A 25816-nucleotide genomic window follows, 5' to 3' on the forward strand; every position below is an offset into this window, starting at 1 on the left:
AAAAGTTAATCTTGCAAAAGGACTGTTGCACAGGCTTAGCGTCCTTCAACAGACATTTCGGGAACATATATTGGCAAATCACTCCTTTGTGCGACCAACAAGCACTCAAAAGCATTACTTTTGAAGCATGAGCAAAAAGACGGAAAACGCGGACGATTTTCTGCGCATTCATGAGGGCATCATGAAACCGGGCCTTCCCTCCTCCCTGAGGCGAATAGCCTATGTCTCCCTTATAGGCATTGCCAGCATGCTTCTTCTGGGAGAGTTGCTGGATCTGTCGGATATGTCGGACATCTATTCGCGTCCCATCGCAATCATTATGGCTGTACTGGGGATCAATTTATTGAGTGAAGGCAACATCATCATCAACAGAGTGCTTAACCGGCGCATGCCCTGGAGCAAACAATTGAAAAGACGGATTGGCCTGCAGCTTGCACTGAGTTTCGCCTGGCTTACAATCATTTACCTCTTCTTTGTATTGACTTCGCCACGAAGCCTGTCTAAAGGGGCTTTGATTTCCTTCATCTTCGGAACGATTTTTATCATGGGGTTTAACGGGGTGCTGATTCTCCGTAACTTTGCCTACAACTGGCGACAATCCATTCTCGAAAACGAAGAACTCAAACAGGCCAAACTGCATGCCGACTATATGGCGCTGCAAAACCAACTCAATCCGCACTTCCTTTTCAACAGTTTCAGTGTACTGATCTCGGAAATTCAATACAACCCGATAAGCGCTGTTGAGTTTGCGCAAAAGATGTCGGACGTTTATCGTTACGTGTTGCAACAGCGCAATGCCACCACCACGCCCCTTAAATCAGAATTGGATTTTATTGCCGATTATTATTATCTTCATCAAATCCGTATGGGTGAGACCCTGGATTTGAAAACAGATATCAATCCCGAACACCTTAACCTGGAAATTCCGCCCCTTACCCTGCAGATTCTGATTGAAAATGCCATCAAACACAACCGGGCTACGGAAAAAAAGCCACTGCAGATAAGGGTGAGCAGCAGACCCGATCACAGAATTCAGGTCAGCAACAACATTCACCGAAAAAGCAGCACCTATTCTACCGGAACCGGACTCGAAAATATAACCAAACGCTATCGTCTGCTCACATCCAAAGAACTTATTATCGAAGACGACAATGGGGTTTTTCAGGTCAGTCTCCCCTTACTCGAAAAGCACGAACTGCCCAAACCCATTTAAACCTAAAATTTGCATCCGATGAATACCCAACCAACACGCATCCTGATTGTTGAGGATGAATTGCCTTCACAGCGCCTCCTGAAAAACATGATTGTAGAGCTGCGACCCGACTGGCAGGTGGTGGCCACCACCACCGGAGTGGAGGAAACCGTGGAGTGGCTGCAAAACAATCCCCACCCCCAACTGATCTTTTTAGATGTCCAGCTGTCGGACGGCCTCAGTTTCGAGATATTTGACCAAATTAAGCCCCAATCGGTGGTGGTCTTTACAACGGCTTACGACGAGTACGCCATTCATGCCTTTAAGGTCAACAGCATCGACTACCTGCTCAAGCCCATTCGTCCCGAACAGCTTGAGGAGAGTCTGAAAAAGTACGAGCGCCTCATGCTAACACTGACGCCCCGCATTGACCTTAGCGAACTGAAAAACTTAAGCGCCTTGCTGCAAGAAGGAAAACCGACTTACCGCAACCGCATTTTGGTGCCTGCCGCCGACGGCTTCCTTAAGCTCAATGTGCGCGATGTGGCTTTTTTTCACAGTTCTCAAAAAGTTACCACAGCCCTCACCCACAATCAGCAACCACATATTGTAGATATGACCCTGGAAAAACTGGAAGAAGAACTCGACCCCGACTTGTTTTTCAGAGCCAACCGTCAGTTTCTTCTGCACATCGATGCCATTCAACGCATAGAAACCTGGTTCAACGGCAAACTGGTTGTAAAAACCCGCCCCGAGGCCGATGAAAAAATTGTGGTCAGTCGCGAAAAGGCCAGAAGTTTTAAAGACTGGATCAACCGCTAATTAGCATTTTAATCTTCTGCCACAGCGGGTCGGTCGCTTTCGGTCTGCCGCCCTTCCTTTATCATGGTCTTGATCTCCTCCCGTTCTTCGCTATCGGGCTGGGGTACTTCACTTTTTTGACCAGGGGTTCCCTCGCTCAAATAAAAACGACAAAACAAGGGGAAGTGATCGGACCCAATTCCACGCAGTCGTTTAAAGGAGGCGATAAGCACCTCGCCGGAATGAAAAAACAAATCGATGGGAAAACGAAAAACAGGATAGCGGGCATGAAAGGTGGACACAAAGCCGCGTCCGATGCGCGGATCAATCAGGCGGGAGACTTTTCGGAATAAAATGGAGGAGCGTGCCCAGGCTACATTGTTGAAATCGCCGGCAACGACAACGGGGCCTGTCTGTTTACGCACTCTTTGGGCGACCGACAAGAGCTCGCTGTCGCGTTCCTTGGATGTGGGTTCTTCGGTGGGACTGGGTGGTGGGGGATGCACCCCCCAGAAGGTGAAGGCCTGGCCATCCCGGGTCTCCATCTGAATCTCCATACTGGGAAGGTCGTCTGCGGTCAGGTAATGCACCTTGGCATTTATGACCGGCAAACGGGTATAGAAATGCATGCCATAGGTATTCTCCAAGGCTACTTTTTGACTGAAGGGATAAACTTTCTCCAAGGCAGCCATTCCTTGCTCCCAGGCGTGGTTCGACTCCATGGTGAGTACCACATCGGGATCCTGCTCCCTGATCAAAGCAAGCAAGCGCTTATACTGCGCATTGAACAGATACACATTAACGGAGAGCAGGGTAACACCCTGTCGTTCAGCTTCCGACTTGAAGCGTCTTTTCTTTGGATACAAGGGCGTATAAGGGAAAAGCACCCAGCTGTTGTGGATACCAACCGCCACCAGGGCGCCCGTGCTCACCCAAAACAGAATGCCTTCAGCTTCGATCCAGGGCCCTGCCAGCACAAGCAGCATCAAAGCCTGCAAAACCCAGAGCTGAATCCGCACAAAGTCGAGCACCCTAAAAAACCAGTGCTGTTCGCTTACCAGAGGCAGCAAATCAACCAACACCAACAAAAAAACACCCAGCGTCCAAATCGTCATCATGATCATCAGAAAATCAATGCGCTACTTTTCGGACAATGAAAATACGCATTATTCCGGCATGCGACAACAAACAGGCTAAGCTTTCATGATATAACAAACCACCTGCAAGTCCCCTTGCCGGGCAAAAACCAGATAACCCTTCTCTTTCAACTGATCCAGGAGGGGCACCGGTTCAAAAGGAGCTTGCAGCTCCAAAATCTCATCGCCCTGCAGCTGATGGGCGGCACTGAGGACTCCGGCCAGGGGACTTTCTCCCTTTTGAATAAGGCTGGAAGCATCATAAATCCGCACCACCCGGCTTTCAGAAAACCATTCGGGCGGGGCAGCGACCAGATAACTGTGCGCCTCTGATCCCGCCTCTGTGCCGTGTTGACCCACGGCCTCCCGCAGATTTCTGACCAAGTCATCAACAGGCAATTGACCTATGGCTGCCGCCTGTTGCAGGGTGGCAACCCGGCCCACCGTTCTTCGCAAAACGGGATGCTTCAACTTTTCAAAGGCGGGCGACAAAGCCACCAGAACCTGTTCCAGCTCAGGCCACTGGTCGAGCAGCTCCCCCACCTTTGTTTTTGGTGTAATCAACACAATCTTGTTATTTTGAGTAATTTAAGAGTCTCTGCTCACCCTCTAAGGCCCGCAACTTGGTCAAATCCTGGGTAAACTCAACCGTGCCCAGGTATTCCCCTTCGGATCCGCGCATGGCAAAATATTCGATGTAAATAAAACGCCCCTGAAACTGAATCCAAAATGCAGCACTGCTTTCCTTCCCGCTTTTAAAGTCCTCAATAATCTGATCCACAATATGCACACTACCGGGTGGGTGACACATACGTACATCACGTCCCAAAATAGCACGGTTGCGGGCAAAAATGCGCTTGGGTCCGTGGGAAAAAAATTTCACCTTATCGTCCTTGTCCACAAAGGTGAGGTCGATGGGCAGGGTGGAAAACAAGGAAGATAACTCATCCATATTAAAGGCGCCGGTCGGGAGGCGCACATTGCCTCCGACGCCATATTCCACCTGCGAAGCACTGGCTCCCTCGGGTCGCCACTCTACCTGCGGATCGACCAGACAAAAACCGTATTCCGGTGTTTGCTGATGCACCTGCATCCACTCCTCCTCAGTCAGGGTGTCCATGCTCATAGGCAGCAAAATCTCCTCCTCTTTCATGATCATATCCAAAACCGACTGAACGGCTGGCTTCACCGCGCCTTCTACCACCAGGGGCAACTCATCCAGCTGCAGCGTGTCGTGCTGACTCACCGCGGCTATGGCGGCTTTTAAATAACTGCGCGTTTCGTCGTGTTTGCCCCACATCACTTTGGGGGGACCGGTAATACCGTGGGCTTCCATGAAGGGAAACAGCAGGTACTCTTTCTTCAAATAGTGCTTGTCCACATCCATCAGCGCATTGAGTTTGCCGTGCAGGGCAATTAACCACTTGGGCACCTCATCCTGCTGCAGACCCGAGCGTTGCTTCAACAAATCCGCGACTTCCTCAGCAACTGCCTCCAGGGCTCTGTTTTCCTGCTTCAAGACATCCACCGGGTGCCCCTCGGGCACCGGTGCGGCGCCGCTTTGGTCGATATGCCCATCCAAGACCTGGGTGTGGACATCACAGAGCTTGAGGACTTCCTCCACCGGAAGTCCCTCCGATATCAGCTCTTGTTCCACTTCCACCACATCGTCGTAGGGAATGTATTGCAACAGATCGACCAAGCGCTGCTTGACCTGCTCGGGGGCCTGACCGCTGTGCAATTCCAAAATCATGTGCTTAAGAATTTCCTTGCGCTTCTCCGAATTGTTGATGAGCTCACTCATATGCCTGCATTTAAAATTAAAACAAAGCTGTCGTTATTTAGCCTGCATTATTCATAAATTATCTATTACGACAACTTATGAATAAAGCAGGTTAGAATCAATAAACAAAGATAAAAAACAAAAAGACTTCAAAGTCTTTTTACAGAAAAAATTTCTGATTTTTGTATCTTTAATGCCTCTTTAGTCCCTTTCCGTCCATTCCGAAAAAAAAGATACAAGTTATGTCCGAATTAATCAACCAACCTGAGCAGCGCCTGAAACAGTTGCTGGACTTTTGCCGAAGACTTATTGCAGGTGAAAACGGGAACGAGCTGTACCAGCACTACCGCCCGATAACCGACCGGGTTACAGCCACCGAAGCCATGGAGGTGCTGGATCTGCTTCTTCGCGAGGGAATGCCGGTGGCTGCGCTCAAAGCCTGGGTGCCAAAAATCCTGAATGTATTTCACCGTTCGCTCAAGGCAGGGGAATGGGAAAAGCCCGGCGAAGGGCATTTTCTGTACTACCTGATGCAAGAAAATAGAAAAGCGGAGGCGCTTATGCAGAAAATAAAAGGCTGGTCGCGACAAGTCTTTCCCGACCTGCAAGCCACTCATCTCAAAGCCCTTAAAAACAGTCTCCACGAACTACGTGCCTACGAAAGCCATTACATCAAAAAAGAAAATATCCTTTTCCCCTATCTGGAGCAGGCCTTTCCGGGGCACCGCTGCCTGTCGGTCATGTGGTCCTTCCACGACGACTTCCGCAACAGTCTGAAAGTACTCGACGAGCTGCTCAGTCGGGATAAACCCGATGCACGCCTGCTCAGCCGCGAACTGGGACGCCTCTTTTTTGTGGTGCTGCCCCTTATTTTCAGGGAAGAACAAATTGTCTTTCCGGTTGCGCTCAGGGCCATCCCTGAGCGCCTCTGGCAAGAGATGCTGAATCAAAGTGCAGAGGTGGGCTGGTGCTACATTCCAGAACCAGAACTTCGGGCAGGCTCCGCAGCACGACCAACATCCGCATCCTCGCTGCCGCAGGCCGGCCGCGACCCTTCTTCGCTTATCGACCTCGAAACTGGGGTCTTATTGCCCGAGCAAATCAAATGGTTGCTGAACACCCTGCCGGTAGATGTCACCTTCATCGACGAAAACGACGAAGTACGCTACTTCTCGGGAGGCGAACACCGTATTTTTCACCGGGCCAAGGCCATCATCGGCCGAAAAGTTCAAAACTGCCACCCACCGGAAAGTGTGCACATGGTCGAGGAAATTGTAAACGCCTTTAAAAACGGGAGTCGCGACCATGCCGATTTCTGGATCAGCATGAAAGAACGCTTCATCCACATTCGCTACTTTGCCGTTCGCGACGAAGAAAAACAATACAAAGGCACCCTGGAAGTCAGCCAGGATGTTACCGAAATTCGTGCTCTGGAAGGCCAGCGTCGGCTGCTCGAATGGAAATAATGCAGGCTAGCCTGGGTTTGGGAGGGTAAAACGGAAAGTAGTTCCCTTACCTTCCTCGCTTTCGACGGAAACAACCCCACCATGCCTTTCAACAAATTCCTTGATCAACAAGAGCCCCAGTCCCGAACCAGCCTCACTGGCGGTTCCGGGCGTACTGATTTTCCCTTCCATAAGGAATAAAGAAGGCAGCAAACTCTTGGGAATTCCCACCCCATGATCGGCCACACTGATGGCCACACCATCGCTGAGCGAAGCGGCCGAAAGCAAAACTTTGTCGCCTGAAGAACTGTACTTTATAGCATTCGACAGCAGGTTTCGTAAAATACTTTGCAGCATCTGCGCATCGGCATAGGCCTGCAGAGACAGAGGTACATCGGCCTCCAAATTAATACTTTTACGCTCTGCTTCTCCGGACAGACTGGCAAAAACCTCCTGAACCGTAACATAAAGCGACAGCTGCGCCGGAGCAAAATTAAGATGGCCGGTTTGCGAACGCGACCATTGCAATAAATTTTCAAGCAATTCGTAGCCGCGTAAAGCACTGGAATAGATCAATTCAGCGTAGGAAGCTACTTTCTGTTGCGACAATTTACTCAAACGGGAAACCAACAACTCGGAGAAACCGATTAAGGCATTAAACGGGTTCCTCAAATCGTGCGCAACAATGGAGAAAAAACGATCCTTGGTCGCATTGAGCAACTTAAGCTCCTCATTGGCTGCCCGCAACTGTTCCCTTTGTACACTCAAGGCCTCTTCGGCCTGTCTCTGGAGGGTAACATCACGCATAAAACCGACCAAACCAATAAGTTGTCCTCGACTGTTGATCAAAGGACTCTTGGTTACAGCCATCCGGCGCATCTCTTCACCCAGCGGAACCAACACCTCATCGTCTACAACAGGAATCCGTTCACGCAGCAGCGTTTGCTCCTGTTCCCACAATTGTCCGGCCAAGGCTGGAGCATAGAAATCATAATCGGTTTTGCCAACCAAATCCTTCTCAGAACTTGCGCCAAGCAGCTGAAGCATTCCCTGGTTCAAAATAAGGTAACGACTGTCGTTATCCTTAATAAAAACAGCATCCGACATGCTGTCGATCAGCGTCCTGAGCTGGTGCCTTTCGTCCAATATAGTCATATGGGCACGATGCAAAACCCTTCGCACATAAGCCCGCAATATCATGATCAAACTCAGGAGCAACAAAATGCCCAACAACAAGCGAAACCAAAGCTGCTGCCACCAGGGAGGCAATACCACCAATTGAAACGGTTGAGACCGAACCGACCAGCTTGCACCACGATCCCCACTGGCCTCTACCCTAAAAACATAGTTGCCGGGCGACAGGTTGGTGTAATTGACCACACGACTACGGGAGGAGCTTTCTACCCAGCCCCGATCCACTCCTTCCAACCAGTAACGGTAGCGAATTTTATCCGGGTTGGTATAATTCAAAGCAGCAAACTCAATGCCCACCATGTTTTGATGGTACTTCAACTCGACCCTTTCTGCACCAACGATATTTGTGCTGAGCGCGCCGTCTTCCTGCACTTTCAGAGCTTGGTTAAACACTTTAAGGTCGGTAAGCACCAAAGGCGCATCCAATACAGGTTCCTCTACCGCAGTGGGGTTGAAATACAACAGGCCGGAAGTCGTTCCAAAATACATCACACCATCAGGGTTCCGGTGGTAGGCCGACCAGTAAAACTGATCGGAAATAAGTCCTTCCGTCTCAGTAAACACCCTAAAGTGCCCTTCCTGGTAGTTAAAATGGGTCAGACCACGGTCTGTCGACAACCACAAACCCTTTTCGTCGTCTTCCAAAATGCCGTAAACAATGTTGTGGGCGAGACCATTCCGAACAGAGAAATTAGAAAAAACAGCCTTTTGCTTATCCGCACTTAAAGAGTCCAGGCGGTCCAGACCACTCCCAAAAACAGAAAACCACAACTGCCCGGTCCTGTCCTCCAACATACTCACAATGTGCGAACCGCTCATCCCTGAGGGATCTTCACTGCGATGTCCATAAAAATAAATGGTTTCGGGCTGAATGCGTGCCAAAGGCTCCGCATCACTTACCAGCTCGTACATATACAAACCATTGACCGTACCCACCCACAAACGCTCTTTCGAATCAATCAACAAACTGGAGACACCGCCAATAGTCTCCCCATTGAACTTGCAGCTCAACAAGTGAAAGCGGCCGGCTTTTGCATCAAACACTTCCACGCCCAAAGAACCACCCAGCCACAGATTGTCGTGCCTGTCGCGATAAAGCGAGGAAATAAAGTAGTTGCTTAAGCCGCCATTTGCCGAATTGTACCGCTCAATTGTAAAACTGGAATGGCCGGAGGGCCGGACGTGATTCAAGCCCCCGCCCCAGGTGGCTGCCCATACCCCCCCTTTGCCATCGGCTTCAAGACCCGAAATGAAATTGTGACTCAAATCCTTGTGGGGCCTGTCGCCTTGCATCAGATAATGTGTCTTTCCGCTCTGCTTATCAATAACATTCAAGCCACCACCAGCAGTCCCTACCCACAAAAACGCTTGCGTTTCTACCACCGAGTTAACCACCTCATTATTGAGGGAGCGATAATCGGATCCGGGACGTCGATCAATATGCGAGAAGGGCTGAAAACTTTGATTGAAACGGTTCACTCCTCCCTTTTCTGTCCCCACCCAAACATTGTCCTTCTCATCTACCCATACCACAGAAATAAACTCGTTGTTGATGCTGAAGGGCTCATTACCTGTTGGCAAACGATGAAACCGGTCTCCAGCAAGCACAAAAACACCCCCCAAAGTACCTGCAATCATCCGACCTTTGCGATCCTGACCAATAGACCGAACCACCGCGTGCCCCAGACCACTGTTGTCGTCGGTACGGTAGCTCCTGAGCACCTTGCCCCGATAATCAAATACCGTAATTCCAATTTCGTGTCCAACCCAAATGCGCCCCCGGTGGTCCTCATAGATGGTGTGGACCAAAGAGGCAGGAAGCTCTGCCGGAAAATAACCCTGGCCCACCGGCACAAGGGTAGCGTCGCTTTTGTCCAACTTAAACAAACCGCTGTTGTTGGCTATCCAAAGCTGACCGTGACTGTCTTCAAACAAATCGTTAATATTTGTATTCGAAACGCCAGACCGCCCCATAACAGGGCGCAAATCGTAATGGACAAGCGAATCAACAAACTGCATCGCCTCATCCATAATCAAACGACTTACTACCCCATGCACGCTACCTACCCATATTTCATTGTCCGCACCTACTGCGAGACTGGAAATTCCTCCACGCAAGCCGGCATCCAGACTTTCCTGATCCTGATAAACCAAATGAAAGCGATCCTGCTGGTAGGCGTACTTATTCAACCCCTCCAGATTAAGCACCCACAAATCCCCCTTATTGTCCTGTCCCAGCTCCAGAATGACTCCGTCGGAAAGACTTCCGGCGGCAGTGTCGGGCAAAAATTGAAGCACATTGCTCCCGTCAAAGCGATTGAGTCCGTCCCAGGTCCCAAACCACATAAAACCATACACATCCTTAATGATGCTCGACACATAATTGTGCGACAAACCCTGCGAGGTGGTTATTTTTTGTACACGGGCATTTTGATTTTGCCCCTGTATTGAACCCGCCATCAGGAACAAGAAAAACATCGTGACAAGCCCCTTAAACCTGTTGATCAAAATCCGTTTATAAAATGAAGGTATGCGCATATATAGAAGATAGACCATTGATATTGTACACACAAAGCAGCAAAATGGTTTCAGCACGGACAAGTATTTATCATTTTTTTTACGAGTTTTGCAGCAAAGGAAAGCGCAGTGAGTAAGACCCTGAAAGAGCTGATAGCAGAAGGTGAACACCAACAGCAGGATTTCAAATACGCCATAAATGACTCCAAAAAAATTGCCCGTTCGCTGGCGGCCTTTGCCAATACAGATGGGGGCAGGTTGCTGGTCGGCGTTAAGGACAACGGCAGAGTGGCAGGCGTGGCTTCGGATGAAGAGTATTACATGGTAGAGGCAGCAGCCAATATGTATTGCAAGCCCCCGGTGCCTTTCGAAACCAGTATTTGGGAAGAAGACGGAAAAACCGTGTTGGAAGTAGTGGTTCCCAGGAGTGGACAAAAGCCCCACAAAGCACCGGCCAAGGACGGCAGCTATAAGGTTTATGTGCGCGTCAACGACCAAAACATCCTGGCCAATGGGGTACTGCTCAAGGTCTGGGCCCGACAAAAACGCAAACAGGGCACCTTCCTTAAAATGACCCAGGCAGAAAACATTTTACTCTCGCACCTGTCCGAGCATCCAACCATAAGCATGAACGGCTTTCAACGCCTGGCGGGCATCAACCGCTGGACCGCCGAAAAAATCATCGTCAACCTACTGGTGGTGAAAGTGCTCGAAATGGAACTAAGTGAGAAGAACTGCCTTTACAAACTCCGCCCACAGGCACCCAAAGCCGATAATCTCAGGGACGAACACTGAAGCAATATTTCTGTCCGGCGCGGGCCTCCACCTCATAAACATAGGTCGTAGGCGTCATCCGGTATTCAATTTGCTCGGGAAAATGCACCAGGGGTTCTGCTGTGGCGGCCACGCTAAGAAGGGGATTGGGCGATGGCGAAGCAGCATCCACCTCGCGCAAGCCCTGGTTTTCCATGAGCCTTTGTGGGCTGCGCACACGACACACCCCGTCCTGTGTGGCATAAATCACCACCTCCCTCAAATGTCCCTCGGCCCAACTTAAATCCACCCCAAAACCACCCCGGGCACGCAGGCCACTTACCGAGCCCTGTGGCCAGGCATCAGGCAAAGCGGGCAAAAGATGTAAGGCGCCATCGTGACTCTGCAGTAACATTTCAGCAATTCCTGCCGTGCACCCGAAATTACCATCGATCTGAAAAGGCGGATGCGCATCAAACAAATTGGGATAGGTCCCTCCCTGTTCCCCCTTTTTATCCAGCGGAGCCGGGCTCAGCTGGTCCTCAATAAGCTTGTAGGCCCGATTCCCGTCCTGCAGGCGCGCCCAAAAGTTCACCTTCCAGCCCATCGACCACCCGGTACTTTGATCGCCTCGATGCTCCAAGCTTGTACGTGCAGCAGCAAAAAGTTCCGGAGTGCGATAGGGGGATATTTGGTTGCCCGGATGCAAGCCATACAAATGCGATACGTGCCGATGCCGGTCCTCCGGATTATCCCAGTCGTGCATCCACTCCTGCAGTTGGCCAAAACGGCCTGTTTGCATAGGAGGCAGTTCTGCACGCAGCTGCCGCAGGGTATCCGCCAACTCATCATCGACATCCAAAACATCGGCTGCTTTTATAACACTTGTAAAAAGGTCGAACAACAGTTGATTATCCATTGTAGCCCCTGCAGCTATGGTTACCCCTGCCGGATGTCGGTTCTCGGGCGACTTGGAGGGGACCACCACCTGGTAACCCGTGTGGGGGTCCTTTTGAAGCACATCGACAAAGAACAAAGCAGCTCCTTTTAAAACCGGATAATGCACACGCAAGAACGAGGTATCGGGATAGAATTGATAATGCTGCCACAAATGCGTGCTCAACCAAGCGCCCCCCATTGGCCACATGCCATAAATGGCCCCATCTACGATGCCCGTAATTCGCCACAAATCGGTATTATGGTGCAATACCCAGCCGCGGGCACCATACATCTCCCGGGAAGTTTCAGCACCACTTTCTGAAAGATCCTTCAACATAGCAAACAGAGGTTGGTGGCACTCCGGCAAGGCCGTTGGTTCCGCGGGCCAATAATTCATTTCGGTATTGATGTTCACGGTGTACTTACTGTCCCATGCAGGAAACAACTCCTTGTTCCATATCCCCTGCAAATTAGCTGGTTGCGTTCCCGGAAAGGAGGACGAAATCAACAAATAACGGCCAAACTGAAAATACAGAGCAGCCAAATGGGGATCTTCACCACTTTTAAAACCTTTTACACGCTCATCGGTTGGCAGGTCAGCTGCATCGGTGCGTCCCAAATCAAGCGAAACCCGATCAAACAGCCTTTTGTAGCTTTGTTGGTGGTGTTGTTGAACGGCATCAAAAGTCTTACCCTGAACGGCATGGATACGTTGCTGGTTAAAGGCGGAAGGGTCCTTGTCGAGATGCTTGTAATTACGGAAATTGGTGGCCATGGACAAGTACAAGGTAAGGGTGTCTGCGGCACTCACCTCGACAGTATTCTCGTTAAACTCAAGCGATCCGCCAGCCAACACAGGCAGCAATCGGCTTTCAAACTTCACCTTGCCTTGCTTGTTCTCATGGGCGGTACCCCACCCTTCCATTACCAAACAGTTGTCGTCCACCCGCAAGGAGTGACTTGGCTGAATCGAGGACAGCTCCACACTGCAGGTCAGCTGACCGGGCTCAGAAGCATAAATTTGAACAGCCACTACCTGGTCGTCAAAGGAACTCAGGTAACGTCTGGTAAAAGTGACTCCCTCGACCTGGTAACTGACCGTGCTCAAGGCGGTAGACAAGTCCAACTCCCTACGATAATTGATGGGCGAATGGTGACCGGGAAAGTGAATAAACAAATCACCCAGGGCTTGATAGGGCATCCCATAATTATTATTGGCCTTAGCCTGCCTTGGAACCACCTCCATAACCCGCTCGTTGGCCTCGCGGTACTCACCCGCAAACACCAGGCGACGCACCTCCGGTAAGATCTCTTTAAAGCCATAGGACACGTTGTTGCCCGGCTCACCTGCCCAAAGGGTTTCTTCGTTGAGTTGCAGCTGCTCTCTTTCTGCGCCGCCATAAATCATGGCCCCTATTCGTCCATTACCTATGGGCAAAGCCTCCTCCCACTCAGTGGCAGGACGGGGATACCACAAGATGAGTTCGGAACTTTTGTTTTCCGGATTACTGCAAGCACAAAGGGACAACGACAGAAAGACTGCAAACAACAAATTTCGCATAGCTGGTGAATTAAGAAATACAGTTGGTAAAATACAACAAAGTGACCCAAACCATGTAAAAAAAATGATTTAATAAGGGAGACATTCCGGTTGTAGTGGTGGTGGGGTGGACAAAAGCTTTTATTTAGAGGAAATTTTTTGCTGCACGGCTTCAGCTGTTTCCATTTCTCTTACTTTTAAGCAAACAACAGCATTTAACGACCATGCAGAAAAGACAGCACAATTTCATGCACAGCCTCCTGGTTTTGGCAGGACTCTGGCTCATTCAGGGCTTTTCCCTGATGGCCCAGCCAAGCGGCGGACCCTACGGTCCGGTACCCCAAAAATACGAACTCCCCAAAGTTGAGGGCAACACCTGGTTTGTTGCCCCCAATGGCAACCCCGAAGCAGCTGGTACCCATCTGACCGCTCCTACCACCATCGAGGCTGCCTTTGAAAAAGTTAAATCGGGCGACGCCATCGTTCTGCGCGGCGGCACCTATCGCAGCGGCAACCTTTTATTGAACCAGGGCATCACCATGCAGCCCTTTGGCGACGAGCAGGTGGAGCTGAAAGGCACCCTGGAAGCCAGGGAATGGACCGACCTGGGTCGGGGACTCTGGATGACCGAATGGGAGACTTTGTTTCCCATGGCTCCGGAGGACTGGTGGGTATTTCATAACGCCGGGCGACAGACGCCGCTGCACCGTTTCAACAACGACATGGTTTTTGCCGACGGGCGCTTTTTACAATCGGCCGGCTGGTTGGGTGAAGTGGACGCTGACCATTTTTTTGTCGATTACGACAAAAAGCGCATCTATGTAGGCCTTGATCCCAAAAAGCACCAGATGGAAATCACCGCCTTTGACGTGGCCATCCATCGCGTTGACGGACCGCTCAACGGCCTGGAATCGGATCAGAAAGGGCCAACCATTAAAGGAATCACCTTCACCCAATACGCTTACCGTGCCTTCGAATTTGACGGCACCAACCCCGAACGGGTTTCAGCCCGTCATGAGCACGGCAAAAGGGTAACCGGCACCACCCTGGAGCATGTCACCATTTCCTTCTGTTCCAGAGTGGGTGGCTACTTCCGGGGCGACGATTTTACCATGCGCAACTGCCTGGTCAGCGACACCAGCACCGAAGGTGTTTTCATTCTGAGCTCCAGCAACGTTTTACTCGAACGCAACATTTTCACGCGCAACAACATCGAAAACATCACCGGCTATTTCCCTGCTGCTGTAAAGATCTTTAACCAATGCTACGATGTGGTATGTAACGACAACCTGGTGACCGACCTCGAAAATTCCAACGGCATTTGGTACGATGTGGGCAATGTGGATGGGGTTTTCACCAACAACCGGCTGCAAAATGTGGGCAGTCGCCGCATCCCCTTTAACGCCAGTACGCCCTGGGCGGGCGACAATGCCTTTTTCTTTGAAATTTCTAAAGGGGTGACTGTTGCGGGCAATGAATTCATCAACTGCGACCAGGGCGTATTTATTCTTAATTCCTTCGGAGCTGAGGTTTATCAGAACACCTTTGTAAACAGTGCTGCAACAATTGCCCTAACGCCACGAAGTGCGCAGGGCGATCATTTCGGCTGGCACCCGGCTTCCGGCCCCGATGTCGATGAACGCCACAACCACGTACTGACCAATAACCTCTTTGTCGCCACCTCTGAGTATCTCAGACCCTTCATCAACGTGTGGCAAACTCCGGAACTCTGCGAAACCCTCAGCGACAACCCCGTCAAAAGCATGGACGGCAATGTGTTTGTAACCAACCCCGCCTACAGCGAGGACCTGATTTATTGGAGCCCCCTCCCGGCAGAAGAGAACTGCCACCAGAGCTTTAAAAACCTGGCGGCCTTCGCCCAGGCACATCCCGCTATGAATCAAAAAAGTGCAGACTACCCCTTGGGCAGCATTCCCCTTTTCAAAGGCCTGCACACAGCAAACTACGAACTCCTGCCAACTTTCCCGGGACACCAGCGTGCTGTTGCCCTGCCTTCTCGCGTGCAAAAGCTGCTCCAAACAAACAAAAATCAGAAGCCCTATATTGGTGCGCACCCGGCTGAATAAGCGCCTCCTCCTTCTTTAGCTGAACCTGTGATGCTGAAAGCCCGATGAACGACAATGTTTATCGGGCTTTCTTTGGCCGCGTAAATTGCATTTGCTTCTTTATCTTTGCAGCAGCAATTTGAGCGCCGTACATTATGCCGTATATCGACTGGAGCACGCATGCTGCCACCCGGGAACTTCCCATTGTAGCACAACTTCCGGCCCTTAGGGACCACCTTCGCCAACACAACACCCTGTTGTTGAGTGCCCCTCCCGGGGCAGGAAAGAGTACCCTCCTTCCTCTGGCCTTATTGGAGGAGGATTGGCTGGGCAATCAAAAAATACTGATGCTCGAACCCCGACGCCTTGCTGCCAAGACCATAGCTACACGCATGGCGCAATTGCTCGGAGAGGAAGTAGGTCAGACCATAGGCTACCGCATCCGTTTTGAGCAAAAAATCAGCAAGGCAACCCGCATCGAAGTCCTCACCGAAGGCATACTCACCCGTATGCTCCAGTCCGACAATGCCCTGGAGGGCGTAGGCCTCCTGCTCTTTGATGAATTTCACGAGCGGAGCATCTTTGCCGATGTGGCCCTGGCACTCAGTCGCGAAGCCCAGCAGGTGCTGCGCAGCGACCTTCGGATGGTCATTATGTCGGCCACCCTCAACGTGCCCCACTTGGCCGAAATGCTGCAGGCACCTGTCCTCGAAAGCCAGGGCCGACAGTACCCGGTGACTGTTTTGTACGGCGAAAAGCGGGAACTCAGCATCCTGCCCGAGGTGGCCGCCAGGGCGGTCCACCATGCCCTGCAAAAGGATCAGGGCGACCTGCTGGTATTCTTGCCCGGAGAAGCAGAAATTCGTCGTTGCGAAAGTCTCTTGCGCCCCCTGCTGCCGCAGGTGGCGCTGCATCCGCTGTACGGACAATTGCCCTTTGGGGCCCAACAGGCTGCCCTTGTGCCCGATCGCCAGGGACGGCGAAAAGTAGTGCTGGCCACCGACCTGGCCGAAACCTCCCTGACCATCGAAGGCGTGCAGGTGGTCATCGACAGCGGCTATGCACGCACCCTGCGCTTTGACCCCGGCTCGGGTCTCTCCCGCCTAACCACCGTGGAAATTTCACGGGACCGGGCCGACCAGCGGGCGGGACGGGCAGGACGCTTAGGGCCGGGTAAATGCTACCGCCTTTGGAGCAAGGCCGACGACGAGCGATTGGCTGAACATCGCCTACCGGAAATCGCCGACTCCGACCTGGCACCGGTCGTACTCGATCTGGCCCGTTGGGGCATTAAAGACCCCCTCTCCCTCAGCTGGCCCACGCCCCCACCACCCGCTCATCTTGCCCAGGCCCGGGACACCCTCAGTCAACTGGGGGCTCTTGAAAACGACACCATTACCCCCCACGGAAAAGCGATGGCCCTATTGCCTTGCCATCCGCGCCTGGCCCACATGCTGCTGAAAGCACGCGAAAGTCACACCCTGTCCCTGGCGGTCGACCTGGCCGCCGTATTGGAAGAACGCGATCCTTTGTCGCGCGAAGCAGGCATCGACATTAATCTGCGCATAGAAAAACTAAGACGCATGCGCGCCGCAGGCCGGGAAGTGCGAGAATGGAAGCGCCTGATCAAAGTAGCCGATGCCTATGCCCGCCTGATGAACACAAAAACCGAAAACGAATCCTTCGATGCCTACGCTACGGGCCTGTTGCTGGTCCACGCCTTTCCAGAGCGCATTGCATCGGCCCGACCGGGCAACAACGCGCAATTTCAACTTTCCAACGGCAGCTGTGCCATGGTGGCGCACACCGACGATCTGGCCCACGAAGCCTGGCTGGCGGTAGCCCACCTCGATGCCAGAGAAGGCATCGGAAAAATTTTCTTAGCGGCGCCCCTGAATCCCCGGGACCTGGCCCCCATGGTTAAGACTGTGGAGAACATTGCATGGGAATCCAGAAAAGGGGGACTGATTGCCGCTGAAGAATTACGCATTGGCGGTCTTGTTTTACAAACACGACCTCTTAAAAACCCCTGCCCCGATCAAATCACCGCAGCGCTGTGTCGTGTGCTGGAAAAAGAAGGCGCCCATCTGCTCGATTTCAACGAAGAAGTCACCCAATGGCAAAACCGGGTACAGTGTCTTGCCCGTTGGCGCCCGAAAGAAGACTGGCCCGATGTAAGCACCACCCACCTCCTGAAACAATGCAGGGAGTGGCTGGCCCCCTACCTCAACGGCCTCCGTAAAAACGAAGAACTAAAAAAAATAAACTTAAAAGAAGTCCTCCATTACCACCTGAGTCCTACCCGGCAAAAGTCCTTAGACCACCTGGCCCCGGAACGTCTGCCGGTCCCCAGTGGCTCCCTGATCAAACTGTCGTACCAAAGCGATGGCGGCGCCCCGGTTTTGGCCGTCCGCCTCCAGGAGCTTTTTGGCCTGGCTGAAACTCCCACGGTAAATGAGGGACGTCAAAACGTACTCCTGCACCTCCTGTCGCCCGGCTTTAAACCCGTACAGGTAACCAGCGATCTACAAAGCTTTTGGAACAACACCTACTTTGAGGTGCGGAAAGAATTGCGGAACCGCTACCCCAAACACGTATGGCCCGACGACCCCTGGACCGAGCAAGCCATCCGGGGAACCCGTCGCCGTCCAACCAGATAAGAGAGAAACTGCCCGGGCTGACCCACCACAAGTTCAACGCCACTGCTTAAGGCTTTAGGGGCGCCAAATCGATGCCGCTGCCTGCAGCATACCATTGACTAATACTCACCGGCAAACGACCATTTGCGCCAATATGGCCGGTCAGCAAACGCCATACAGCCTCCTGGGCCCTGTCGTTGTTCTCATAAGCCAAAAGCAGAGCGCCAACACCGTCCAATTCCCGCCAGGGAGCCAGATGATAGGCATTGCCCATAAACACCGTGAGCGCCTGCTTTCGCTTGAGCAACTGAATCACTTCCTGCCTCAGCGCAGCATTGGCAGCACGACGTCCCCACTGGCTGTCGCCAATCACAAAAATAAGTCCGACCTCCTCCCCTACGCCAGCCAACTGCCGCCTGAAAGCGGCAGGGTCGTGCAAGGCCAGATTTTGTACCTTTAAGCCCAACGACCGCAAGGAGTCGCGCAAAACAGGAGCCATCCCCAAAAGCAGAACCTCCTGCTGCTTCATCTGCGCCGGGTCAATTGGTAAAACTGCCTTGTTGTGCAAGAGGGTGAGGGCCGACTCGTACAAAAGCCGATTCAATTCAAGCGTTTCGGGTGTGTACAAAAGACTGTCCACCACCTTTACTGCCGAACGCTCACTGAGCCAATACTGAAAAGCGAGGGAGCGCCGACACTTTGCTTCCATCTCACGGGGGCAAAGCAAGCTGTCGGCCAAGGCCTTTTTAACGGCGGCAATGGCTCCGGGCAAATCTTCGGTAAATTCCACCACATCGTTGCCGGCCTTCAGCGCAAACATATCCACCACTCCTGGCGTACCCATCCCCCGGGCGCCCTGCATATTCACCGCGTCGGTCAGCACCAAACCCTCAAAACCCAGGTCCTCACGCAAGAGTCCCTTTACAATGCTGTCCGAAAAGCTGGCCGGCAGGCCAGCTCTGCTGTCCAGCGCAGGCACCTCAATGTGCGCCGTCATCATCCCCCATAAACCAGCCTCAATCATTGCTTTAAAGGGAAGCAGATCGGTGCTGTCTAGCAAGGCCCGATCATGTTTAACCACAGGCAGCGTATGGTGCGAATCGCTGTCGGTATCTCCATGCCCCGGAAAATGCTTGCCTACCGCCATTACGCCTCCATCCTGCAGCCCCCTCATATAGGCTACGGATTTTCGTGCTACATTACCGGCTTGCTCCCCAAAGGAGCGATGCCCAATGATCGGATTGTCGGGATTGCTGTTCACATCGGCCACAGGAGCCATGTTTACATGGATACCAAGCACACGCATTTGACGAGCAATTTCAAGTCCCATACGGTAAACCAGGCTGTCGCTGGCCAGAGCGCCCAGAGTCATGGCATAAGGAAAGGCGGGCAAGTCCTTCAAACGCATGGCAGCTCCCCATTCTCCATCGATCGATACCAGCATGGGGCGCTTACTGAGCGACTGCAAATCAAGAACCACTTCGGGCACCCGCTCCAAAGACATTCCCATGAGCAAAACGCCTCCCGGCTGGTAGCGCTCCACCTGAGTCCGTATGCGCGCATAGGCTGCGGGTTGATCCGCCTGCTCCACAGCCAGCCAGAAGAGTCGCGCAATGCGTTCCTCTTCGCTCATACTGAGGTACACCGAATCGACCCACTGTTGGGCCGAATCGTACACCAAATCAGGCGTAAGCACCAGGGGGGCAGCGGGCGGCTCAGCCCCGACCAAAGGGGGCTGACAGCGCAAGAAAGACAACAACAAAAAAAGAGAGCTAAAAAAAACGAGGGAGCGCATAAAAGTGCAAATTAACTTGTTTAGGCCTATATTAACAATTTAGGGATACAGCAGATATCGGGCACGCAAACGGCTGAAAGCAGCCAGTTCGTCCTCCCAGGAGGCACGGATTTCTGTTTCGCTCATGCCGCTTTCAATTTGTTGCAGCAAGCGGTCACCGCCAGCCAGCAGATTAAAAAAACGCCGGCGCGAGATAAAATCGGCCTTACGTCCGGATTTTTCATAAAAGGCCAGGAGGTACTTCAGGGTAAAGCGATGGTCCAGTCCCTCCTCCTGCCGCAAATCGATGCCGTAACAAAGCTGGCCCTCTTGCAAGGGTTGCTGGGCACCGGGCCCACTTTGGGGTGTGAAAGTAAAAGAGCCGAAGGAAGGGTTGGGATACCCGGCGACCTGAAAGGGGAAGGGGGTACCACGCCCTATGCTGACCTCCGTGCCCTCAAAAAGACAAAGTGAAGGATAGAGCCGTATGCTCAGGGCATTCGGCAAATTGGGCGAAGGGGGCAGAGGCAACTCGTAAGGGCTGTCGTGCCGATAATTCGCCATCTCCACCACGGTAAGGTCACAAAAAACACCGTCACTCAACCAGCCCTCCCCATTGATCATTTCGGCCAACTCTCCCAGCGTCAATCCATGTACCACCGGAAGGGGGTGCATACCCACAAAGGATTGAAAAGCCAGGTTGAGCACCGGACCGTCGATGTAGTCGCCATTGGGATTGGGCCTGTCGAACACCACCACAGGCAAGTTCTCTTCGGCGCAGGCCTCCATCAAATAATGCATACTGGAGGCGTAGGTATAAAAGCGTACCCCCACATCCTGCAAATCAAAAACCAACACATCTAAACCTTCCAACTGTTGAGAAGAAGGCTTTTTTGAAGTGCCATAAAGAGAGATTATGGGCAAACCACTGCGCGGATCGCGACCATCGGCAATGTGGGCACCGGCATCGGCATTTCCGCGAAAACCGTGTTCGGGGACAAAAATACGTTGTACATCCAAACCCAATGTCAACATGGTATCGAGCAGGTGGGTGGGCCCCACCCTGGAACTGTGGTTCACCAGAAGGCCAATCCGCTTCCCTTCGAGCAGGGGTTTCCACAGCTCAGTACGCTCGGCGCCCAGGCGCAGACCGTTCTCTGAAGCTGCGGGCCTGCAACACAAGAACAAGGGAAAAACCAACATCAGCCACAACAGTTGCCGACTCATATTACTTCCTTTAGCATTCAGTTACTTATCAACGGCTCTTAAGCCTGTCCACCGGGTGCGGAAAACGGCAGGGGATTAAAACCGGCCGACCCGTCTTTGATGTCCTTTACCGGACCAAAATGCTTTTCGTAGCGCGATATGTTGTCCTGCAAGGCATGCAGCAAGCGCTTGGCATGCTCCGGGGTTAAAACGATGCGTGATTTCACTTGAGCCTTGGGAACTCCAGGCATTACCCGTACAAAATCCAGTACAAACTCCGAGGGGGAGTGACTGATGATGGCCAGGTTGGAGTAAATACCCTGACCAATTTCTTCATTCAATTCAATTTTTAATTGCTGTGCTTTTTTAGGATCTTCCATAATACGGTATTTTATCGATCCTAAAGATAGCGTTTTTTACACAGTCGGACATAAAAAAGGCCATCCCCGGAGGGATGGCCTTTCCATATCTGCAGCAAGTGTCAGACTAAGTTCTATTCGTAAACCGTCTCACTTTCGAACTTATTTCCACCTACCAATTTCTCATAGTCCTCACGCGAACCCACAACAATCTTGTCGTAATCGCGCAATCCGGTTCCTGCAGGAATCAAGTGACCACAAATCACATTCTCCTTCAAGCCGTCCAGAGCATCAATCTTACCTTGTATGGCTGCCTCATTCAGCACCTTAGTGGTTTCCTGGAAGGAAGCTGCCGACATAAAGCTCTTGGTCTGCAAGGCCGCACGGGTAATCCCCTGCAAAACCTGACTGGAAGTGGCCGGAACCGCTTCACGGGCCTGTACCAATTTCAAGTCACGACGCTTCAACTGAGAGTTCTCATCGCGCAGGCGACGGGCAGTAATGATCTGACCAGGACGCAGACTCTGCGAATCACCGGAATCTTCCACCACCATTTTACCCCAGATCTCATCGTTCTCTTCCATGAACTCAATCTTGTCGACAATCTGACGCTCCAGGAAGCGGGTATCGCCCTGGTCGTCAATCTCCACCTTACGCATCATCTGACGCACAATGATTTCGAAGTGCTTATCGTTGATTTTCACCCCCTGTAGGCGGTAAACATCCTGTACTTCGTTAACAATGTACTCCTGAACAGCTGTGGGACCTTTAATCGACAGGATGTCGGCAGGTGTAATGGCGCCGTCTGACAACGGAATACCGGCACGAACATAATCGTTCTCCTGCACCAGTATCTGCTTAGACAGCGGAACCAGATACTTCTTAACCTCACCGGTTTTTGAAGTCACAATGATCTCACGGTTACCCCGCTTGATTTTCCCGAAGGTTACCTCTCCGTCGATCTCAGAAACAACCGAAGGATTGGATGGATTACGGGCCTCAAAGAGCTCGGTAATACGGGGCAGACCACCGGTGATGTCACCGGAGCGACCCATAGCACGAGGAATCTTAGCCAGAATATGCCCCTGCTTGATTTCCTCTCCATCATCTACTGCGATGTGAGCACCTACAGGCAGGTTATAAGTTCGCAACACCTCACCCTTCTCGTCCAAAATGCGGGCACTGGGGTTTTTGGTTTTATCGCGACTTTCAATAATTACTTTTTCACGGAAGCCGGTCTGCTCATCCGACTCTTCTTTGAAGGTTACCCCATCAACCAGGTTGTCGAACTGCACTTTACCCTTTTTCTCACTAATGATCAGGGCGTTCCATGGATCCCACTCCGCAATCAAATCGCCTTTGGCTACTTCCGCACCGTTCTTTATGTACAGTTTGGCACCATAGGGTATCGGCTGAGTCGTGAGGGCAATATTGGTGTTTTTATCGACGATACGCATCTCGGCCAAACGACCAATCACCACATCCACTTCAGTTCCTTCTTCCGTTGTGGAAGGTACAGTACGTAACTCATCAATTTCGACACGACCCTCGTACTTCGCCAACATACTGTTTTCTGAAGTAATGTTGGAAGCAGTACCCCCAACGTGGAAGGTACGCAGCGTCAACTGGGTACCAGGTTCCCCGATGGACTGGGCAGCAATTACACCCACAGCCTCACCTTTTTGTACCATACGACCGGTAGCCAGGTTACGACCATAACACTTGGCGCAAACTCCTTTCCTGGATTCACAGGTCAATACAGAACGAATCTCCACTCTTTCGATGGGCGAACCATCTATGATTTTGGCAGCCACTTCGGAGATTTCTTCACCCGACTTGACAATTACATCACCGGTAGTGGGATTGTAAACATCGTGTACAGATACACGACCCAGTATGCGCTCATACAAGGAAGCAACCACTTCCTCATTGTTCTTGAGTGCAGTAGCGGTAAGGCCACGCAGTGTTCCACAGTCCTCCTCATTAATGATTACGTCCTGAGACACATCGACCAAACGACGGGTCAGATAACCGGCATCGGCTGTTTTAAGCGCGGTATCGGCCAGACCCTTACGGGCACCGTGGGTAGAGATAAAGTACTCGAGAACCGACAAGCCTTCCTTAAAGTTCGACAAAATCGGGTTTTCAATAATCTGACCGCCTTCGGCACCAGACTTCTGGGGCTTAGCCATCAAACCACGCATACCAGAGAGCTGACGAATCTGCTCCTTTGAACCACGAGCTCCGGAATCCAACATCATATACACCGAGTTGAAACCCTGCTGATCGGAACTCAACTGCTCCATCAGGGTATGGGTCAAACGGGCATTTACGTGCGTCCAAATGTCAATAATGGCATTATAGCGCTCGTTGTTGGTAATGAAACCCATGTTGTAGTTGTTCACCACCTCTTCCACTTCATCGTAACCCGATTGTACCAAGGCATCCTTCTCAGCCGGAATAATCACGTCTTCGAGGTTAAAGGACAAGCCACCCTGGAAGGCCAGCTTATAACCCAGGCCTTTGATGTCATCGAGGAATTGAGCCGTGGCGGGTGTTCCACAGGTCTTATGTACATAACCAATGATGTCGCGAAGCGCCTTCTTGGTCAACAATTCATTGATAAAGCCCACTTCTTTGGGGGTCACTTCGTTAAAAAGTATACGTCCCACAGTCGTTTCGACCATCATCAGTTCAGGGGTTCCACTTTCATTAAGGTCATAATCTTTCACCTTAACCTTAGCGTGCAACTCCACCTTGCCTTCGTTGTAGGCAATTTTTGCCTCCTCGGGCGAATAAAAGACCAAGCCCTCACCCCGGGCTCCGGGACGCATTTTGGTCATATAATAAAGTCCCAAAACCATATCCTGCGAGGGAACTGTAATGGGTGCTCCGTTGGCGGGGTTCAAGATATTCTGAGAACCCAACATCAACATTTGGGCCTCCAGAATGGCTGCATTGCCCAAAGGCAGGTGAACCGCCATCTGGTCACCGTCAAAGTCGGCGTTAAAAGCGGCACAAGCCAGCGGGTGCAACTGAATGGCTTTTCCCTCAATCAGCTTGGGCTGAAAAGATTGAATACCCAAACGGTGCAGGGTTGGCGCACGGTTCAGCAATACAGGGTGCCCTTTCAGTACATTCTCCAGAATGTCCCAAACTACGGGATCCTTACGATCTACTATCTTCTTGGCCGATTTAACCGTCTTTACTATTCCGCGCTCAATCAATTTACGGATGATGAAAGGCTTATAAAGCTCTGCAGCCATGTCCTTGGGCAAACCACACTCGTGCATGCCCAACTCGGGACCTACAACAATGACCGAACGTGCAGAATAATCAACACGCTTACCCAACAGGTTCTGGCGGAATCGACCCTGCTTTCCTTTCAAACTGTCTGAAAGAGACTTCAAAGGACGATTGGCATCGGTTTTAACGGCGTTGGATTTACGGGAGTTGTCGAAAAGTGAATCGACCGACTCCTGCAACATCCTTTTTTCGTTACGCAAAATCACTTCTGGCGCCTTGATCTCGATCAGGCGCTTCAAACGATTGTTACGAATGATAACCCGGCGGTAAAGATCGTTCAAATCGGAGGTGGCAAAACGGCCCCCATCTAGCGGCACCAAAGGACGCAACTCGGGAGGAGTTACCGGAACCACCTTAACAATCATCCATTCGGGGCGGTTAATCCCCTTTGATTCGCGGAAGGACTCCACAACCTGCAAACGCTTCAGCGCTTCATTCTTACGCTGCTGCGAGGTTTCGGTATTGGCCTTATGACGCAAGTCATAAGACAATTCGTCCAAATCCAAACGGCCCAGGATCATGTACAAGGCCTCGGCACCCATTTTGGCGATGAATTTATTGGGGTCATCGTCTTCGAGCATCTGATTGCCCTTGGGCAGCGAATCCAGGATATCCAGGTATTCCTCTTCGGTTAAGAAGTCCATGGTCTTAACTCCATCCTCGGCCTTAACACCGGGATTGATGACCACGTAACGTTCGTAATAAATGATGGCATCAAGCTTCTTGGTGGGCAAGCCCAGCAAGTAGCCGATTTTATTGGGCAGGGAACGGAAGTACCAAATGTGGGCAACGGGAACCACCAGGGAAATGTGTCCCATTCTTTCACGTCGCACCTTCTTCTCAGTAACTTCCACTCCACAACGGTCACACACAATGCCACGGTAACGGATACGCTTGTATTTTCCGCAGTGACACTCATAATCCTTCACGGGACCAAAGATTCTTTCGCAAAAAAGACCATCCCGTTCGGGCTTATAAGTACGGTAATTGATCGTCTCGGGCTTCAATACTTCCCCGCTGGATCGCTCCAGAATTTCTTCCGGGGAAGCCAAACCTATAGAGATCTGGGTAAAATTACTCTTGACTTTCTGTTCTCTCCTGAATGCCATATATCGTAGAGTATTAAAAAATTAAAACAAACAACCGGTAGTCATTAACTTGCCGGA

At 51.6% G+C, this 25816-nt stretch carries 15 protein-coding genes; 6 read left to right on the forward strand and 9 right to left on the reverse strand.

Annotated elements, in window-relative coordinates:
- Positions 1–127: 127 nt before the first annotated feature.
- Both B4W65_RS04440 and B4W65_RS04445 read left to right on the forward strand, forming a co-directional pair.
- Positions 128–1213, forward strand: a complete 1086-nt coding sequence (locus tag B4W65_RS04440; protein ID WP_088653914.1) for a sensor histidine kinase — start codon at positions 128–130, stop codon at positions 1211–1213.
- Positions 1214–1231: 18 nt separating this feature from the next.
- On the forward strand, positions 1232–2014 hold the full coding sequence (locus B4W65_RS04445) for a LytR/AlgR family response regulator transcription factor (protein ID WP_088653915.1): 783 nt from the start codon (positions 1232–1234) through the stop codon (positions 2012–2014).
- An 8-nt stretch (positions 2015–2022) separates the two neighbouring features.
- Here the strand turns inward: B4W65_RS04445 and B4W65_RS04450 are convergent, their stop codons facing one another.
- The 3 genes from B4W65_RS04450 to B4W65_RS04460 form a co-directional block, all read right to left on the reverse strand.
- Positions 2023–3111 (reverse strand): endonuclease/exonuclease/phosphatase family protein, encoded by a 1089-nt coding sequence (locus B4W65_RS04450; RefSeq protein ID WP_158522775.1) that lies wholly within the window; start codon positions 3109–3111, stop codon positions 2023–2025.
- A gap of 75 nt (positions 3112–3186) precedes the next feature.
- A complete protein-coding gene (locus tag B4W65_RS04455; RefSeq protein ID WP_088653917.1) occupies positions 3187–3696 on the reverse strand; it encodes a DUF1858 domain-containing protein in 510 nt (169 codons plus the stop codon).
- A gap of 7 nt (positions 3697–3703) precedes the next feature.
- Entirely contained in the window at positions 3704–4933 is a 1230-nt protein-coding gene (locus tag B4W65_RS04460; protein WP_088653918.1) for a DUF438 domain-containing protein, read from the reverse strand.
- Between the two features lie 221 nt (positions 4934–5154).
- On the opposite strand from B4W65_RS04460, the gene B4W65_RS04465 reads away from it, so the two are divergent.
- On the forward strand, positions 5155–6378 hold the full coding sequence (locus B4W65_RS04465; protein WP_088653919.1) for a DUF438 domain-containing protein: 1224 nt from the start codon (positions 5155–5157) through the stop codon (positions 6376–6378).
- 6 nt (positions 6379–6384) lie between these two features.
- On the opposite strand, the gene B4W65_RS04470 is transcribed toward B4W65_RS04465, so the two are convergent.
- Positions 6385–10029: a two-component regulator propeller domain-containing protein gene (locus tag B4W65_RS04470; RefSeq protein ID WP_158522776.1), complete on the reverse strand. Its 3645-nt coding sequence runs from the start codon at positions 10027–10029 to the stop codon at positions 6385–6387.
- Between the two features lie 168 nt (positions 10030–10197).
- On the opposite strand from B4W65_RS04470, the gene B4W65_RS04475 reads away from it, so the two are divergent.
- Complete coding sequence (locus B4W65_RS04475) at positions 10198–10863, forward strand: AlbA family DNA-binding domain-containing protein (protein WP_088653921.1); 666 nt, start codon at positions 10198–10200, stop codon at positions 10861–10863.
- Here the strand turns inward: B4W65_RS04475 and B4W65_RS04480 are convergent.
- On the reverse strand, positions 10847–13321 hold the full coding sequence (locus tag B4W65_RS04480; RefSeq protein WP_088653922.1) for a glycoside hydrolase family 95 protein: 2475 nt from the start codon (positions 13319–13321) through the stop codon (positions 10847–10849). The genes B4W65_RS04475 and B4W65_RS04480 overlap by 17 nt on opposite strands.
- A gap of 203 nt (positions 13322–13524) precedes the next feature.
- Here B4W65_RS04480 and B4W65_RS04485 point away from each other — a divergent pair, with 203 nt between their 5' ends.
- Positions 13525–15387 carry a right-handed parallel beta-helix repeat-containing protein gene (locus tag B4W65_RS04485; RefSeq protein WP_205741221.1) on the forward strand — a complete coding sequence of 621 codons (1863 nt, stop codon included), beginning with the start codon at positions 13525–13527 and terminating at the stop codon, positions 15385–15387.
- Between the two features lie 134 nt (positions 15388–15521).
- On the forward strand, positions 15522–18026 hold the full coding sequence (gene hrpB, locus B4W65_RS04490) for an ATP-dependent helicase HrpB (protein WP_088653923.1): 2505 nt from the start codon (positions 15522–15524) through the stop codon (positions 18024–18026).
- A 46-nt stretch (positions 18027–18072) separates the two neighbouring features.
- On the opposite strand, the gene B4W65_RS04495 is transcribed toward hrpB, so the two are convergent.
- The 4 genes from B4W65_RS04495 to rpoC form a co-directional block, all read right to left on the reverse strand.
- Entirely contained in the window at positions 18073–19800 is a 1728-nt protein-coding gene (locus B4W65_RS04495; protein ID WP_088653924.1) for a glycoside hydrolase family 3 protein, read from the reverse strand.
- A 39-nt stretch (positions 19801–19839) separates the two neighbouring features.
- The gene (locus B4W65_RS04500) at positions 19840–21006 is read right to left on the reverse strand and encodes an exo-beta-N-acetylmuramidase NamZ family protein (RefSeq protein ID WP_088653925.1); all 1167 of its coding nucleotides are present in this window, start codon (positions 21004–21006) and stop codon (positions 19840–19842) included.
- Between the two features lie 38 nt (positions 21007–21044).
- Positions 21045–21365: a DUF3467 domain-containing protein gene (locus tag B4W65_RS04505; RefSeq protein ID WP_088653926.1), complete on the reverse strand. Its 321-nt coding sequence runs from the start codon at positions 21363–21365 to the stop codon at positions 21045–21047.
- Between the two features lie 113 nt (positions 21366–21478).
- On the reverse strand, positions 21479–25759 hold the full coding sequence (rpoC, locus tag B4W65_RS04510; RefSeq protein ID WP_088653927.1) for a DNA-directed RNA polymerase subunit beta': 4281 nt from the start codon (positions 25757–25759) through the stop codon (positions 21479–21481).
- Positions 25760–25816: the final 57 nt, after the last annotated feature.

Origin of the sequence: Geofilum rhodophaeum (assembly GCF_002210225.1) — a bacterium.
Lineage (GTDB): Bacteria > Bacteroidota > Bacteroidia > Bacteroidales > Marinilabiliaceae > Geofilum > Geofilum rhodophaeum.